The organism is Pedobacter sp. 01T416_2, assembly GCF_056398925.1.
The window spans coordinates 1-17,224 of sequence record NZ_JBFTQI010000024.1; the positions used below are offsets into that span (position 1 = coordinate 1).

Consider the following 17,224-nt stretch of genomic DNA (forward strand, 5'->3'; position numbering starts at 1 on the left):
GCCGGAAACTATGTGTTAGCATTAACTGCTGCAAATGCAGTTGATTTAACTAAAAAATCGACATTTACATATGATGCAATAAATTTGAACCCCATTTTTGAGATTGCTACCTCTACCAATAATGTAATTCAACCTAAGAATATAAATTTAGGACAGACTGGCGCTAATATCCCGGATGCAGGCGATGCCAGGATTCCATTTTATACTGTAGTTAATACAACAGTACGTATTAATGGTTTCGGTGCAGGCACTTTTACCCAGTTTCCCATTTATCTGCCTGGCGAAATGACCTTAATTAAAGCAGAGGCTTATGCCCGTCAAGCTACTCCTGACCTGGCTTCGTCGCTTACTGAGCTAAATAAGATCGTAACCAAAACTGCAGCAACTGATCCTTTTGGAGTTGGGGCGGCACTGCCGGCACTAACTGGTCCTTATACACAACAACAGCTTTTAGATCTGATTTACAAACACCGTTGTATTGAACTCTTTATGTCTGGGCTAAAACTTGAGGATATGAGAAGGTTCAATCAACCTTTAGCTGATCGCAAGCGTAATTTTTTCCCTTATCCTTTCGCAGAAAGAGATAATAATACCAATACCCCTGCGGATCCAACTTTCTAGCAAAATGAAAGAGGTTGTATCATAAACACAATTTCAGCTCAGATGCTGTCATGTTGAGCCTGTCGAAACACCTTAAACAGTATTTAAACAGGCCCTTCGACAGGCTCAGGGTGACAAATCTGTATGATACAACCTCTTTTTATAAAATATTCAATTCCTTTTCACGGTAGCGCGAAAGAGATTCATGGTCTAAATCTAATTCTGTTATCAGATAACTAATGCTTTCTATCGGGCAAACCCTTAATCTTAAAGCAATATCCAGCTTTTCGGAAATACAAAGTACAGCGGTTTTTTTTGCACAGGCTAACATGGCTTTTTTAAGCTGGTTAATTTCCCAGTAGGTATCCGTTAGGCCTTCATCGGGATGGATGGCGCTGGTTCCCATCAGGCATAAATCGGCTTTGATTTCAGATAACTGTGTAATTACTTGTCCGCCGTAAGTAACTTGCGAATTTTTCGAAAATAAGCCTCCAATTAAAATCACTTCGATATTATTGTATTTAGCGAGCTCTACTGCTACCAGCGGACTAATGGTGAAAAATGTAGCAGATAGGCCCTGCGGAAGTCGTTTAACAAATTCTAAAATCGTTGTTCCTCCTCCGGTTAAAACTACCATGCCATCTTTTATCAACTGAACGGCTTTTTTGCCAATCGCAATCTTACTATCTCTGGCATAAACCGTACTATCGTCAAAAGAACTGTGATAAGATTTCGATAAAGCGCCTCCATGAACCTTATAAAGCAAGTTTTCATCAACAAGCTCTTGTAAATCTCGTCTGATTGTGTCTTCTGAAACATTAAGTAACTGCACTAAGTCGGATGTTAAAACACGGTTATGCAGGTTAATCTGGCGCATGATGAAGTCGTGACGTTCTTTTTTCAGCATAAATCATTTGATTTTTTACGAATGTATAAAAAGATTTTAAAATTATATTATTTGCGTTTTTATGCGTGTTTGTGCGATAAAGTTTTGTTTGTTAGCACAATAAATCTTTCCTATTTGTTTTTATTTTCAAAAACATTCATCATATTTACTTAACTAACATCAAAGCTGCGGTAATTTGCGCGTTTGATAAACCGGAATACAAACAACAACTTCTAATAACCACTTTCTTACTAACAAATTATGAAGAAAAAACTATTCTTTAGTTTTATCGGTATGATTATGCTGTGTGCGCAAGTTTTCGCGCAACAGATAACGATTACCGGTAAGGTCAGCTCCGCTGACGGCCCCATTCCCGGCGTTTCTATCCGGGTGAAGGGAAGTACCGTGGTGTCACAATCCAATGGCAAAGGAAATTATTCGATAAAGGCATTAAAAACCGATGTATTAACATTTTCTTATGTTGGATACAAAAGTGTTGAAAGAGCTGTTGGTGCAAATAGCACGATTAATGTAACCCTTTCTGCTGATGCCAGCAATCTTAATGAGGTTGTGGTTACTGCCTATGGGATTGATCGCGATGCTAAATCGTTAGGCTATTCAACGCCAAAAGTTTCCGGATCCGAAGTTGCCGAAACCCAGAGAAACGATTTCTTTGGAGGCTTGCAAGGTCGTGTTCCAGGTTTATCGATTAATAGTACCAATGGAAACCCAGGAGCCTCTGCGCAGATTGTTTTACGAGGATTTGTATCGATCAGCGGAGATAATAACGCACTGATTGTTGTAGATGGTGTGCCGATTAACAACAGTACATTAAATCAAACAAGAGAGCTAGTTTCGGGAGCCGCAAACAGAGACCAGGATTACTCTAACCGGGGGATGGATATTAACCCAAACGATATCGAAAGTTATGTAATAATGAAAGGGCCTGAGGCCACCGCGTTATATGGAAGTGCCGGTGCCAGTGGCGCAATTTTGATTACCACAAAAAAAGGTAAGGCTGGCCGCGGAAGTATTAATTACAATAATTCGTTTAGGGTAGAGCAGCTGAATAAGTTTCCGGAGATACAAACTAAGTACAACTCGGGGGTTTCTAATGGAGTTTACGATGGTGGAAGTTCTAACTTTTTTGGGCCGGCATTTTTACCAAGTACACCACTTTACGATAATATCCATAATTTTTTCGAAACTGGTTTTACACAAAAACACAACTTGTCTTTTGAGGGAGGAACTGAACAGTTCTCTTATCGTTGGTCTAACGAATACACCGATAGTAAAGGAACAATCCCTACAACAAGTTATAGGCGGATCTCATCGAGGATAACTGCAGTTGGTACCATTTCACCGATACTGAAACTAACAAGCACTTTCAACTACATCAATTCTAATAATGATAAGGCAAATAAAGGTGCTAACGGATCTTTGCTTCAGTTGATGCGGTTTAGTTCTGCTTACGATGTTCAGAATTACCAAGATATCAACGGAAACAGGGTTCTGCATCTGGCAAGCATCTATTCGGAATTCGATAACCCGCTTTGGGATGTTGTTAAAAATGTGAATAACGATAAAGTTAACAGGTTAATTGCAAATACGAATGTGGAGCTAAAGCCGACAAAATGGTTAAGGATTAATGGGATTATTGGAGCCGACATTGCCAATACCAAAGGATTGTCGGTATATCATGCTCAATCTTACCGGGGCTCGGGTTCTGCCGCAGCCCCGACAGGCGGAACGGTAATGACCTATGATCAGTTGACCAAGGTATTTAATGGATCGTTAACGGCTAGTGCCAAGCATAAATTTGGAGATTTTAACAATACCTATGTTATTGGTGCTACTTTTAACGATTATAATTCTACTACCGATTCTCAGCGTGGTACGAATATGTACGATCCAAATTTTTACAGTATAAATAATACGCTGCCAACAACACAGCGTACATTAACCTATGTAAACCGCTACCGTACAGTTGGTGCTTTTGCACAGGCCATAATGGGCTACAAAACCTTATTGTATTTAACCCTATCGGGTAGGGTTGATGGCGCTTCGCGGTTAATGCCAAACAATCCATATTTTGCCTATCCATCAGCAAGTTTGGCCTTTAATTTTACCGATCTGGCCACCGTTAAAACGGCCTTGCCATGGCTGGATAATGGTAAGTTAAGAGCCTCATATGCATTAACAGGTAAAGAGCCCTGGAGAGAATATTCTACAGGTACAAACTACGAAGCTAAAAGATTTACAGGCGGTGGTTATGCCTATTCGTACTATGGTGGTAACCCAGACTTAAAACCGGAGGTATCTGAAAATTTCGAAATCGGTACTGAAATGCAATTTCTGAAAAACCGGATCGGACTTGATTTTAACTATTACAACCTATTAAGTAGAGATCAGATCATTAACCCACGCTTAAGCTATGGTACAGGTTTCGTTTTAGAGATGATGAATGGGGGTACGGTACGTAACCGTGGCATCGAAGTACAGTTAACAGGTAACCCGATAAAAGGAAAAGATTTTAACTGGAACACTACTTTTAACTTTACCCGCAATCGTGGCGTGGTATTATCGCTGGCAAATGAGCTTCCGGAACTTTACGAATCTGATACCTGGGTAATTGGTGAAATCAGGAGCGCAGTTCATCCTGGCTATAGTACGGGTGCGATTAGCGGAACCAGGTTTGATAGAAGTAATAGAGGGGATATCTTGATTAATACGTCCTCTGGTTTGCCAACAAGCTCTGATACACAATATTATCCCATTGGAGACAGGAATCCAAAATTTACGCTAGGTTTTGTAAACAGATTTAGCTACAAAGGCTTTAATCTCTCTTTCTTATGGGATTTAAGATATGGCGGCGATGTAGTTAACGGTACCGAGTACGCATCTTACATTAAAGGGATTAGTTTGAAAACCCTCGATAGAGAGCTGCCGCGCGTAATTAAAGGGGTTTTAGCCGATGGATTGCAAAATACGGCCAACCCTACGGTTAATACGATTGCAGTAACCCCCTTTTATGCTTCTAACTACTATTCTCTGAACGTATCGCCAGAGATGTTCGTAGAGCGGAACATCAAAACGCTGCGTTTAAGGGATGTTACGCTGGCATATGATTTTCCCCCATCGCTGGTTAAACGCATCGGATTTATCCAAAGCTTCGGGGCCTTTTTTACTTTAACCGATTCGATATTGATTACCAATTATTCAGGTGGCGACCCAGAGAGTAATGCAAATTCACCAGGTGTTGGAGGGATTGGAGGTTTCGGTATCGATTATGGTAATGTTGGCAAACCGATAGGTTTTAATGTAGGATTTAGGGTTAAATTATAGTGAACAACATGAAAATATTATATAAACTATATATTGCTTCGGCAGTATTATTAATGGCTGGAGGATGTAAAAAATACCTCGATATCAATACAAACCCTGCTGTGCCACAAACCAGTAAGGCAGAACTGCTGCTGCCGCCAATTCTATTTCAAATGACAAACGGAACCTCACAGGATTATCGTTTTATCTGGAAAATTACGCAAAATCTTATTGGTGCATCAACTGATGATGGATCTATTGCTTTTGAAAAACACACTTTTGTACGTTCGAGCGATAATGGAGGCGTAATCTGGAGAATGACCTATGTTGATTTGGGTTTGAACCTGGAGAATTTAATTAATGATGCAGTTGCCAATCAAAAATATGAGTATGCTGCAATTGGTTATGCCATTAAAGCTTGGGCCTATCAACAAACAACAGATTTGTACGGGCCAATCATTTTGGATGAGGCGTTTACCCCTGGGATGTTAAGATTCCCTTACCATGATCAGCCAGAGGTATATGCAAAAGTACGTTACTATTGCGAGCAGTCGCTTAAGTATTCTACGATGAAAAGTCCAATTAACTACGCTACGCAACTGGCTGGTGTTACCGGTGATGGGATTTATAAAGGCGATATGACCAAATGGAGAAAATTTGTGTATGCAATTTATGCATTACAGTACAGTCATCTGGTAAATAAACCAGAGTTTAAAGCCATGTACGCCGATAGTGTTGTTAAATACACTGATTTATCTTTTGCCAATGAAGCAGAATCAGCAACGGTTTATTTCTCTGCAGCAAGTACCGATGATACCAATCCATTCGGGCCCACATTGGGCTATATAAATCCATCTGGTACAACATCTACTTATTATGGTCGGATTTCGACCACGATCTTAAACTATCTTGCAGGTGGAGTGAGGGGAGTGCCTACCACAAATCCAACAAGCTCACTCGATCCACGGTTGAGCAGGATGTTGCCGGCAAGTACGGCTACAGCTACTTTGGGCAGGTATATAGCCGGTGTTCCAACGCAGGGAAGCAGTACATCTGGCCTTCCTATTGTTTTCGGCAGTATCCCGGCAGGGTCTACTACTTACAATGGAAAATATATTTTTGCCGATGCAGCAAGGTACCCAATCATGACCTATTCGCAATTACAGTTCGCAAAAGCAGAAGCGTTGTTTTTACAGGGAAAAACAGCAGATGCTTTTACTGCATACAGGCTTGGTATATCTGGCCATATGGTTTTTTGCAACACTTATGGCAGGGCTTCTAAAACCCCTGATCCTTTGATAACCGATGCCGAAATCAACACTTATTTGGCCTCTAATGAAGTTGCCCAAAGTGCTGCAACACTAACACTGGCCGACATCATGGGGCAAAAATACATTGCCCAATGGGGTTGGGCCGGTTTAGAGCAATGGTCTGATATGAGGAAGCATCATTACAGTGCAACGGTCTTCAGGCAGTTCTATCAAATTCCTACAGCCGACCTTCTTTTAGGCGGGAAATATGCTTATCGATTCAGGCCACGTTACAATTCTGAATATGTTTGGAATAGTGAGGAGTTACGCAAGTGGGGCGGGTTAGACGTTGACTACATGACCAAAGAAACCTGGTTTAGCCAGCCATAATTTTTTAATTTAAAAAATATCAAGATGAAAATATTTTCTAACTTATTTGCCAGTCTGTTTATTGCAATGGCTTTAGCTGGTTGCACCAAAAATGTACTCGATTATGGTGAAACCGAAAAATTGACCAGCGACCAGGCTTTATTAAAGGTGAACTATGCCTCTTACTATTATAACAATAGGGCAATAGCAATTAAAATTAACGATAAAAGAGTTAGTAGTGTAATTACTGCACGTACTCCTTTTCCTGGTGGTGGGTATAACACAGGGGGCAGTTCTACGGCTGATTTTCTTGCTGTAAGTCCTGGTAATCTAAAACTATCGATTATTCTTCCCAAAAAGAAAGATGATGGAACCGATTCAGTTGTGCTATACAGTACAACCTTCCAGATAGAAGCAGGCAAAAATTATGTTGCGCATATTACCGATACCGCTGCAAATACCAAAAATGTTTTAACTCAGGAAAGTTTTACCAGGCCGGATACGGCCTATTGTAAATACCGGTTTATCAACTTAATGCCAAATGTACCATCAGTAGATCTATATTATGGAACAAGTGCAACAGATAATGCAAAAGACTCGCTCATTGCAGGCAATGTAAATTATTTAAACATTACCAATGAGATTACATTAAGGTCTGCGCAATCAAAAACCTGGAAAATCAGGCCGGCTGGAGCAGCAATAACAACCGCAACGGTTCTTGCCAATTATACCAGTGCAAGTACTTTTTTAAACAAAAGGGTTTATACCATTTTTGCTAGTGGCTATAGTGGCATCACAACGGCACCACGTAGACCTTACGTATCGTTCTTTTTAATCAGATAGATTATAATTACAGATATAAAAGCCAACCCATAGTGGTTGGCTTTTTCATTTCCCAGATTTTTTAGGAGCACAGAAGGGAATAGAGATAATGCAATAACTGCTTAATAATCAGATAATGCGCTTTTTTGCGTGTTTGTGCGGTAATATAGATGTTGCAAAACCAAATTTGTTTTTTTTAATCAAATAATTAGTGATATTTACTTAAATATTGCTGTTTTATGCGGTATTAAGACTAAACTACAAAACAATTCTAAACTTACGTTTATGAAAAAAAAGCTACTATTAATTTTTCTTGGTACGTTTGTGTTGCTGGCCCATGCCATTGCACAACAAACTACCATTACGGGTAAGGTTACATCAGAAGATGGCCCTATACCCGGCGTTTCCATCAGAGTAAAGGGAAGCAACACCATTACTCAGACTAATGGGGATGGAGTTTACATCATCAAGGCATTAAAAACAGATGTATTGGTTTATACTTTTATTGGGTATGCCACTCTCGAAAAACCTGTTGATGGCAATACTATCGTAAATGTCGTTCTTAAATCCGATTCAAAGGGTTTGGATGAGGTTGTGGTGGTAGGCTATGGTACACAAAAGAAAGCAAACCTAACAGGTGCGGTAACTACTGTAGATACGAAGGTACTGCAGAGTCGACCAATTACTGATGTTGCCAGAGGTTTGCAGGGTGTTGTGCCTGGCCTTAGCATTACCACGCCTAGTGGCGAATTGGGAAAAAATCCTAAAATTACACTTCGAGGATTAAGGGGCTCTTTAAACGGAGGAGGATCACAACCACTTATTTTACTTGATAATGTTGAGATTGAAAGTTTGCAATTGGTTAATCCAGATGACATCGAGAGTATCTCGGTTTTAAAAGATGCAGCATCTACATCAATTTATGGTACCAGGGCGGCGTGGGGAGTCGTTTTAATTACTTCAAAATCGGGAAAGAAAAACACGCCAAGTAAAATTTCATATACAAATAATTTCTCCTGGTCTACGCCAACAACCTTGCAGAAAATAGCTAATGCTGCCGATGGGGCAAACTTTGCATTGTCAGCTTTACAACGTACAAACCCTAATACCACTCAACCAGGTATTGTAGGAATGTACATTGATGAAATTGCCATTGGCAAAATGAAAGAATGGGATAGTTTATATGGAGGACAGGACTTAGGTGATGAAATGGTTAGAGGAAGGGATTTTGAACTTCGTGATGGCAAATTATTTTTTTATCGCTCATGGGATGCTGCAGATAAATACATGAAAAAATGGACCCCACAACAAAATCATAATTTAAGTGTAAGTGGAGGAAGTGAGAAAACCAGCTATAACATTGGTTTAGGTTATTTAAACCAGAATGGTGTTTTGAAAGTTAACCCCGATGAATTCGACCGTTATAACATGTCTGTGAGTGTTAATACTGCAGTAAAGGATTATCTTGACATTAGAGGAAAGATTTTCTACACAAATACGCTAACAACAACACCATTTATCTTTAGTACTGCAACAATTGGTCCTTGGTACTATCTTTATCGCTGGCCGAAATTTTATCCCTATGGTACGTATCAGGGTGAACCTTTCAGAAGCGCAGTTACAGAAGTTCAACAGGCCAATATGAATAGAGAAAAAACAGGCCTAGCCAGGATTCAGGCAGGAGCGACTTTTAAACCTTTAAAAGGATTAACAATTGATGCAGACTATACCTATTCATCAACCAATACTCATTCGAAAATTATTGGAGGTGGAACCAGGGGCATTGATTTTTGGGCAGGTGGCGATTTACCGCCGGTAAATAAAAATTATCAGTCGGTTGCTTATGATTATGCAGCTTTTGGTTCAGCGTGGACAGATGTAAATGCAGGTAAACTTTATGGAACCTATACCAAAGATATTAATGACCATTCATTCAAGGTTATTCTAGGTGGAGATATAGATTATTATCAAAAAAATTATCAGTACTCGAAAAGAAATACCTTATTAGACCCTGGTGTAGGCGCAATTCCAGGAGCAATTGGTGATCAGTTTGTTGATGGGTACAATAGGCATTATTCCTCAAAAGGATTATTTGGACGGATCAATTATGCTTATAAAAACAAATACCTCCTTGAATTAAATGGTCGATATGACGGTTCATCACGTTTCCCTAAAAATGACTTATGGGGCTTCTTCCCATCAATGTCTGCCGGGTGGATTTTATCAGAAGAATCATTTTTAAAGCCAATAGAAAATGTACTGTCATTTTTAAAAATACGCGGATCCTATGGATCAGTGGGTAATCAGGATGTGGTAACTGGAAATAATTTTTATCCTTTTATCCCATTAATGGATACATCAAATTCTGGCTGGTGGATTGGCAGTTCAAATCAGGTGACTATAAGTACTCCACTTGCGGTATCCAGATCCCTTACTTGGGAAACGGTTACTACATTTGATTTAGGTTTGGATGCCCGTTTCTTTAAAAATAACTTAGGAGTAAGTTTTGATTGGTATAAAAGAAAAACTACCGATATGTTAAGTGCCGGAGTAACACTTCCTTCATCTTTTGGGGCAACATCTCCACGAAGAAATTATGGAGAGATGACAACTAATGGATGGGAATTAGCAATTGATTATAATCATACTTTTGAAAATGGCTTGATGATCAATTTAACGGGCACCTTATCTGATTTTCAGGATAAAATTACCAAATTTGCCAACACAACATTAACTGTAACGGGTAATTATGAAGGTAAAACTCTTGGAGAAATATGGGGGTATGAAACCGACCGTTATTTTACTTCAGATGATTTTTCAGGAAAGGACGCAAATAATAAATGGATTTTAAAACCTGGCATTCCTTCGCAAAGCAGATATGAAACCGCCTCATTCTTTTATGGCCCAGGTGATGTTAAATATAAAGACCTTGATGGTAATGGCGTAATTAATAATGGCGCCAATACCGTTGATGATCACGGAGATTTAAAAGTAATTGGAAATTCTACGCCACGCTACCAATATGGATTCCGTTTAGGTACTTCCTGGAAAGGTATTGATATTGATGCATTTTTTCAGGGGGTAGGAAAAAGAGACTTTTGGGCTTCGGGGCCAATCTTTGTTCCAGGTTGGAATCCTGCTGAGGCTTCTTTTGAGCATCAAATGGATTATTGGACACCTTCTAATCCCGATGCTTTCTATCCAAGACCAACAAATCAGGCCCAATCTAATAACTCATTAAATTTTTTAACTCAAACGAAATATTTATTAAATATGGCCTACTTGAGAGCCAAAAACATTACTGTGGGTTATACCTTTCCAAAACGTTTAACAAGCAAAGTGAAAATTGATAAGCTAAGATTTTACTTAAGTGGAGAAAATTTATTTTCGATTTCTAACGTAGGAATTCCAATAGATCCAGAAGTTGACTATACAGCAGATCAAACTGATGCGGCATCATTTGGAAGAGTTTATCCTTACAGAAAAACATTATCATTTGGTATTCAAGTAACCTTATAACTATTACAGCGATGAAAAAGATATATATTATAATTGCCTTCCTTATTTTGATATTAGGGAACGGTTGTAAAAAAGATTTTTTGGAAAGGGAGCCGTTAGATTCTTTTTCTGATGATACTTATTGGAGAACAGAGAAAGAGGTGAGTACCTTTGCCTGGGGATTTTACACAAGTTATTTTACAGGTTACGGATCCGGATTTACATTTGGTAAATATTTTTCCGGAGAAACATTAAATGATGATTTTGCACCAACAACTCCTACTGCATTTACCAAAAATGTTCCTACGTCTGGCGGAGGATGGAGTTTTACTTTTGTCAGAAAAGCCAATATATTTATAGATAGAGTAAGTAATTCAACTTACTTATCTGATGATATTAAAAAGAACTGGGTTGGTGTAGGTCGTTTTTTCCGTGCTTTAGAATATAACGACTTGGTTAAAGCTTTTGGAGATTTTCCTTACTATGACAAACCTTTGGAAGAAACTTCAATAGACTTATATAAACCCAGAGATCCACAGATTGTTGTGCTAGATAATATGCTTGCAGATTTTAAATACGCTGCTGAAAACGTCAGGGCGACTGACGCTCTTGTTGGGCCAAACGGACAGATTGTTAACAAATACGTTGTGTTGGCATTTATGTCCCGTGTATTTCTTTATCATGGTACCTTGCTAAAATATTCGAATATTAACCCTGCTAAAGCAACCGAGTATTTAGAAGCAGCTAAATGGGCAGCTAACGAAGTGATGACGAAAGGCGGGTATTCATTAGGAGCTAAATATAGAACCTTATTTAGCTCTCTTGACCTTAAAGGAAATCCTGAGATTATTCTATACAGACAGTATGGTACTGCCCAAAGCACACATTCATTAGTGAGTTATGTAAACAGGGAGCCTCAAACTGGCCCGTCTAAAAATGCTATTGATGCATATTTGTGTACAGATGGCCTTCCAGCTTCAGTATCACCACTTTATCAGGGAGATAAGTCTATAGCTAATGTAATGGCAAACCGTGATCCTAGAATGAAAGAAACATTTGTATCTGATCTGCGTTTACCAGGCATAGCTTCTAATTATTCCACAAGTGGTTATTCTGTTTTAAAATTCTTAATGGAGGATCAAACTTTATGGGGCACAGCTGAAGCACTATCTAGTACCAACACTACTGATGCGCCTATTATTCGTTTAGGAGAAGTTATGATGAACTTTGCAGAAGCTTCTGCAGAACTGGGAAMATTAACTCAAGCCGATTTGGATAACTCCATTAATAAATTAAGAAAAAGAGGTGGAATTTCAATGCCTAATCTTCAGGTCATAGGTGGGCAGCCAGCCGTTAATGGTGTGGTTTACGATGATCCACAGAGAGATCCTGCAGTATCTTCATTAATTTGGGAAATTCGTAGAGAAAGAAGAATCGAGTTAATGATGGAAGGTTTTAGAAATGATGACTTGAAAAGGTGGAGGAAATACGCTTACATTGATACTAAATTAAATACTAGTATTAACAGAGGAGCCTGGATTAAAAAAGCAGATTACCCCAAAGCAACTGTAGCCATTGATGGAACAACAGAAGGGTATATCATACCTGCCCCTAAACCAGAAACGCAAAGGACATTTGATAATGACAAAGTATATTTAAGCCCACTGCCACTTGATCAGATTAAACTGTATAAAGATCAGGGAATAGACTTAAAACAAAATCCTGGTTGGCAATAACTAATAAAAGAGGCTGTATCAAAAGTAAAATTGGCCCCTGAGAATCGAATATTCGAAAATGCTCCTGTAGGGAGGTATTAATGAAAATGACAAAAAATGAGGCTGTGTCAACTTATGATACAGCCTCGTTTTGTTAATCGCTATTTAGATAGATGCTTGTATTTTTTTGGTTGTGGTTAATTTTCTAAGCTAAATAAATATTAAAAGGTTTATCTATTCAGTTGGTTGAGTCTATGCGAAAGGGCTGTGAATTCTCAAAATACAGGCTTGTAATTTATAAATGATTTTTATATGAATTGTTTATGCTTACTTATTAGCGTTTAACCAAACTACTTTTCCATCCATAGTGCTTATAACAAGATTTTTTCCATTAATCACATTTACGGTATTGATCATCGAATTATCTATTTTGTGTGCCCAAACCGTGCTTTGTTGTTTAGGATCGATAGCATAAATAACACCATTCTTTGTTCCAAAAAATACCTTTCCTTCCTTTTCAATCAACATGGATGGTACGTGTTCATATCCAAAGCCTACATTATATCGCCAAAGTACACCCGGATCTTGTGCCTGCGCTTTATAAGCTACAATTTCGTCCTGCATGGTTTTGCCATAAATAATGGTACTGTCTGCCGATTGTCCGATCGATTCCCGAACTGTAGCTTCTTTGTTTCGCCAAAGTGTACTGCCGTTTTTTGCATCAATCGCGGTTAAATAACGGTCTGGAGCTGCAATATAAATTATCCCGTTATAAGCTACAGGCGTTACCATAGCTGGCGAAAACATTCTGTTACCCTGGCCATTGTTCCATTTCCACAATAGGTTTCCGCTATTAATATCCAGGGCATACAAATGCCTGCCCCAGGAGCCAAAAATAATTTTGCCCTGATAAATAAGTGGTTTGCCCACAATTGTACCTTCTACTTCTTTAAATGCCCATATTTCATTCCCTGTTTTAACATCCAATGCCCTGAAGGTATTATCGCTGCCACCTATATATACCCGTTGCCCGCTAACCACCGGCGAACCTAATACCGAGTTAGTTGTTTCCTTGCGCCAGAGTTCTTTTCCTGTTTTTGCACTTAATGCGTAAATAGTGCCATCGCCTGAACCGAAGATAACCATATTGTTAACAGCAACTGGTGATGAGTAGATCGCGCCTTTGGTTTTAAATGTCCATACTTTCTTTCCGGTATTTTTATTTAAGGCTTCAACCAAACCTAAGCTATTGCCAAAAATAACATTGTTCGATGTATAGGTTGGTGTATTCACTACATTTGCGTTGGAGTGGTAAGTCCAAACTTCCTTCGTGCCCGCATATTTATTGTTGATGGCAAAATCAGGGCGATCATATTTTTTTGAATCGGCGAGAAAAGTTTTTAAGGCAATTTTGCGCCATACGGGAAGAATATCCTGGGTTGGTTTTTTAACCTGAAAAAATGCACTATCCTTGGTCATTGTTACAATATTATACCCACCAATACCATCCTTTGCCCTTAGATTAGAGCGGCCCATTGTGGCTTCAATACCTTCAAAATTATAAGGGTGATTATTGTGCCCATGGCCGCAAATGGCATATTGGATATTATATTTCTTTAGCTCATCTGTTGCTTCGTACCAATTATCCAAACTGTTATCCAATGGGTAGTGGTTGGCAAAAATAATGGGCATATTTTTAGGTGTTGCTTTAAGCACGCTGTCAAGCCAAACGGTCGCATCCCTTGGAATGTGCCCATCGCTCATCCTTACGTAAGGGCCAGATGCACATGCTATAAAACGGTAGCCATTATGATCGAAAATAAATTTATCACCACCAAACGCTTTAATAAAATTTACACCACCTGATTCTGACCATCCGGTATCGTGGTTTCCAGGGATAATGTGGTATGGTTTATTTAATTTTGATAGGATATCTTTAGCCAGTTTAAGCTCATTATTGGTACCCATTTCGGTGATATCGCCAGTAATGATCACAAAATCGATGTCATTCAGCATATTTAAATCAGCAACAGTTCGGTTAAGATCTTCTTCGCCTGTTGATGACCCAACATGGGTATCAGTTACAAAAGCATATTTAAAATTTTGGGCTTTTACAGAGAGCGATATAATAATAGCAAACAGTAAAAGAATAGGATGTTTCATTTTGTTTTTCGTTTAATTGTTTTACTATAAAAATCGACATTTTTTAGGGCTTAAACAGGGCTGTAATGCCAATTTTACATATTAATAAATGTGCTGTAACAGCCTAAGAAATAGCTTTTTCAACTGCTAAAAAAGGATTAAACAAAAAAAGGCGACCAATGGCCGCCTCTTACTCGTTCTGTTGAAAAAATTACAAAATTTTAAATCCTAAACTCAATTGAAACAAGTTAGGTTTTTGGCTGTATTTTTCACTTTTACTAATGTTGGATAAACCGGCTTCGTAGCGTAAATCAACCGAAATGTTACCCACATCTACACCAGCACCAGCCTGTAGGCCCAGTGCCTGGTTTTTGTAGTTGTCGAAATCGGTTGCTTGTTGATAAGCAGAACTAAACGACGAATTTTCATCCAGAATAAATGAAATAACCGGACCAGCCATTAAGCGGAAGTTTAAATTTTTAGCACCAAATTTTGTTCCCAATAAAACAGGAACATCTAAAGTGGTAAATTTTACTTTCCCTTCAGCTGCAACTTCGTTCCCATTATCTTGCGTAATGCTGATAAATTTATTGCCTTTGCTACCAATGTAAGCCTCTGGTTGCACATAAAGACTAGCGCCACCAATCCGTGCCCAGGCACCGATCTGATAACCTAAACGGTTTTCTTCACTTGCAAAATCTGCATTTAACTTTGCTAAGTTTACACCTGCTTTAACCCCGAGGTTAAACGTTTGTGCCTTTGATGTTGCCCAACCCAAGGTTAGGAAAACAATAGAGAAGATGATTTTTTTCATGTTGTTTAATTTGTTTTTTAAAGGTTATAAAACCATAAACGATCGATGATACCTGCCATGATTTCATTTTTAAAAATTTGTATTACACGGTTTTTATACCGATTAGGTTTTATAACGTGCTTTTAACACAATTATCGTGCAAAAAGAATCCGCGAATCTCCACTTTTTTTGTCACATCACATAAAAAGGTATTAACCTGAGCAAATATTTTTTACTTTTGCATCAAATAAAATATGCCATGGCTAATTTTCAACTTACTTCAGAAACTGCATTTAAAGTAAAAACCAAGTTCTTAAGGAAATATCGCGATCTGGCGAACGAGCCTTTAGAATTTACGCCAGGCAAAGAAGATCAACTGATTGAAGATTTAATGCGTTTGGTAAAACGCGACCGCACCTACATCGAATTTACCATTCAAAAAGCACTTGCCGATACCAAGGGTAACAGACTTTAGTAAATTTTTCCTTGTTTTCATCCTCTTCTTTTTCGCGTAACGCTTAATTTACGCTTAGCCCAAATAAGCTGTTTTTAATATTTATCGGTTTTTGTACATTTACGTTTGCTTAATCAATAATAACCTTCCAAAAAGAGCGGTATTTCATTTAACTTGCCCTTCGGAATTTAAATATATAAGGGAATGAAGAAACTAAAATATGGTCTTTTAGCAGCTGGCTTTGGCGTGGCTGTTTTGTCTTTTTCATTTAAAGAAGATTTATTCCTCGTATCTAAAAATCTGGATATTTTTGCTTCGCTCTATAAAGAAATCAATATCAATTATGTTGATGACACTAATGCCCCCCAATTGATGAAAACGGGGATTGATGCCATGTTGGATAGTTTAGATCCCTATACCGAATATGTCCCAGAATCGGAGATTGAAGATTACAAGCTAAAATATGTGAGCACACAGTACGGAGGTATTGGTGCCAGCACTGTTTTTATCGATGGAAAACTGTTTATCAATGAAGTAAGCGAAGGTTATCCTGCAAATAAAAGTGATATTAAAGCCGGCGATCAGGTGCTGAGCATCAACGGGATTGCCATAAAAGGAAAAGACCGCTCAGAGGTTAGCCAATTATTGCGTGGCCCTAAAGGCACAGCCGTTGATTTGTTGATGATCAGAGATGGAAAAGAAATCACTAAAAAACTTGTCCGTGATGAAATAAAACAGCCTAACGTTTCTTACTCAGGAATGGTTGGTGATGGTATCGGTTACATCAAACTCGATAAATTTCTTGAAAATTCCGGACAGGAAGTTAAAGATGCGCTGTTGGCTATTCAAAAAGAAAACCCAAAAGGTGTGGTTTTAGATTTGAGAAACAACGGCGGGGGTATTTTGCAGGAAGCGGTTAAAATTGTGAACCTCTTTGTGAATAAAGATCAGCTTATTGTAGCCCAAAAAGGCAAAAATGTAGAGAAAACCATCGCCTATAAAACACTTTTAACCCCGGTTTCTACTTCGGTTCCGTTGGTAGTGCTTGTAAATGGTAATTCGGCCTCAGCCTCAGAAATTGTTGCGGGTTCTTTACAGGATTTAGATCGTGCCATTGTAATCGGCCAACGTAGTTACGGCAAAGGCTTGGTTCAGCAAACCTTTAACCTGCCCTATAACAGCTTGGTTAAAGTAACTGTGGCAAAATATTATACACCATCAGGCAGGTGCATCCAAAAATTAGATTATGCACATAAAAATGCAGATGGTATTGCAGAACGTTTTGCCGATTCGACCATGGCAATGTACCAAACCAAAGCAGGAAGAAACGTGTACAGTGGTAATGGTGTTTATCCCGATATCGTGGTAGAT

At 38.7% G+C, this 17,224-nt stretch carries 11 protein-coding genes; 8 read left to right on the forward strand and 3 right to left on the reverse strand.

Going from position 1 to position 17,224, the window contains the following annotated elements:
• The coding region (locus AC1DPQ_RS02190; RefSeq protein WP_477607738.1) for a RagB/SusD family nutrient uptake outer membrane protein at window positions 1–621 on the forward strand (621 nt) is incomplete at its 5' end.
• 139 nt (window positions 622–760) lie between these two features.
• Here AC1DPQ_RS02190 and AC1DPQ_RS02195 read toward each other — a convergent pair.
• Window positions 761–1,507 (reverse strand): DeoR/GlpR family DNA-binding transcription regulator, encoded by a 747-nt coding sequence (locus AC1DPQ_RS02195; protein WP_215124683.1) that lies wholly within the window; start codon window positions 1,505–1,507, stop codon window positions 761–763.
• A gap of 240 nt (window positions 1,508–1,747) precedes the next feature.
• Between AC1DPQ_RS02195 and AC1DPQ_RS02200 the strand changes: the two genes are divergently transcribed.
• The 5 genes from AC1DPQ_RS02200 to AC1DPQ_RS02220 all read left to right on the forward strand — a co-directional run bounded on the left by AC1DPQ_RS02200 (window position 1,748) and on the right by AC1DPQ_RS02220 (window position 12,485).
• Window positions 1,748–4,831, forward strand: a complete 3,084-nt coding sequence (locus AC1DPQ_RS02200; RefSeq protein ID WP_477607740.1) for a SusC/RagA family TonB-linked outer membrane protein — start codon at window positions 1,748–1,750, stop codon at window positions 4,829–4,831.
• Between the two features lie 8 nt (window positions 4,832–4,839).
• Window positions 4,840–6,450, forward strand: coding sequence for a SusD/RagB family nutrient-binding outer membrane lipoprotein (locus AC1DPQ_RS02205; RefSeq protein WP_477580551.1), 1,611 nt, complete (start codon window positions 4,840–4,842; stop codon window positions 6,448–6,450).
• 24 nt (window positions 6,451–6,474) lie between these two features.
• On the forward strand, window positions 6,475–7,272 hold the full coding sequence (locus tag AC1DPQ_RS02210) for a DUF4397 domain-containing protein (protein ID WP_057933243.1): 798 nt from the start codon (window positions 6,475–6,477) through the stop codon (window positions 7,270–7,272).
• Window positions 7,273–7,536: 264 nt separating this feature from the next.
• Window positions 7,537–10,770 (forward strand): SusC/RagA family TonB-linked outer membrane protein, encoded by a 3,234-nt coding sequence (locus AC1DPQ_RS02215; protein ID WP_477607742.1) that lies wholly within the window; start codon window positions 7,537–7,539, stop codon window positions 10,768–10,770.
• Between the two features lie 11 nt (window positions 10,771–10,781).
• Window positions 10,782–12,485 carry a RagB/SusD family nutrient uptake outer membrane protein gene (locus AC1DPQ_RS02220; RefSeq protein ID WP_477607744.1) on the forward strand — a complete coding sequence of 568 codons (1,704 nt, stop codon included), beginning with the start codon at window positions 10,782–10,784 and terminating at the stop codon, window positions 12,483–12,485.
• 306 nt (window positions 12,486–12,791) lie between these two features.
• Here AC1DPQ_RS02220 and AC1DPQ_RS02225 read toward each other — a convergent pair whose 3' ends face one another.
• A complete protein-coding gene (locus tag AC1DPQ_RS02225) occupies window positions 12,792–14,627 on the reverse strand; it encodes an outer membrane protein assembly factor BamB family protein (protein WP_477580557.1) in 1,836 nt (611 codons plus the stop codon).
• Window positions 14,628–14,817: 190 nt separating this feature from the next.
• Complete coding sequence (locus AC1DPQ_RS02230) at window positions 14,818–15,420, reverse strand: porin family protein (RefSeq protein ID WP_477580559.1); 603 nt, start codon at window positions 15,418–15,420, stop codon at window positions 14,818–14,820.
• A gap of 238 nt (window positions 15,421–15,658) precedes the next feature.
• On the opposite strand from AC1DPQ_RS02230, the gene AC1DPQ_RS02235 reads away from it, so the two are divergent.
• Window positions 15,659–15,874 carry a hypothetical protein gene (locus AC1DPQ_RS02235; RefSeq protein ID WP_025141830.1) on the forward strand — a complete coding sequence of 72 codons (216 nt, stop codon included), beginning with the start codon at window positions 15,659–15,661 and terminating at the stop codon, window positions 15,872–15,874.
• 183 nt (window positions 15,875–16,057) lie between these two features.
• A partial coding sequence (locus tag AC1DPQ_RS02240; RefSeq protein WP_477607746.1) for a S41 family peptidase occupies window positions 16,058–17,224 on the forward strand: 1,167 nt, incomplete at its 3' end.

Coding starts and splice junctions, on each gene's coding strand:
- AC1DPQ_RS02195 (WP_215124683.1), bottom strand. CDS start 1,507: ATGCTGAAAAAAGAACGTCACGACTTCATCATGCGCCAGATTAACCTG.
- AC1DPQ_RS02200 (WP_477607740.1), top strand. CDS start 1,748: ATGAAGAAAAAACTATTCTTTAGTTTTATCGGTATGATTATGCTGTGT.
- AC1DPQ_RS02205 (WP_477580551.1), top strand. CDS start 4,840: ATGAAAATATTATATAAACTATATATTGCTTCGGCAGTATTATTAATG.
- AC1DPQ_RS02210 (WP_057933243.1), top strand. CDS start 6,475: ATGAAAATATTTTCTAACTTATTTGCCAGTCTGTTTATTGCAATGGCT.
- AC1DPQ_RS02215 (WP_477607742.1), top strand. CDS start 7,537: ATGAAAAAAAAGCTACTATTAATTTTTCTTGGTACGTTTGTGTTGCTG.
- AC1DPQ_RS02225 (WP_477580557.1), bottom strand. CDS start 14,627: ATGAAACATCCTATTCTTTTACTGTTTGCTATTATTATATCGCTCTCT.
- AC1DPQ_RS02230 (WP_477580559.1), bottom strand. CDS start 15,420: ATGAAAAAAATCATCTTCTCTATTGTTTTCCTAACCTTGGGTTGGGCA.
- AC1DPQ_RS02235 (WP_025141830.1), top strand. CDS start 15,659: ATGGCTAATTTTCAACTTACTTCAGAAACTGCATTTAAAGTAAAAACC.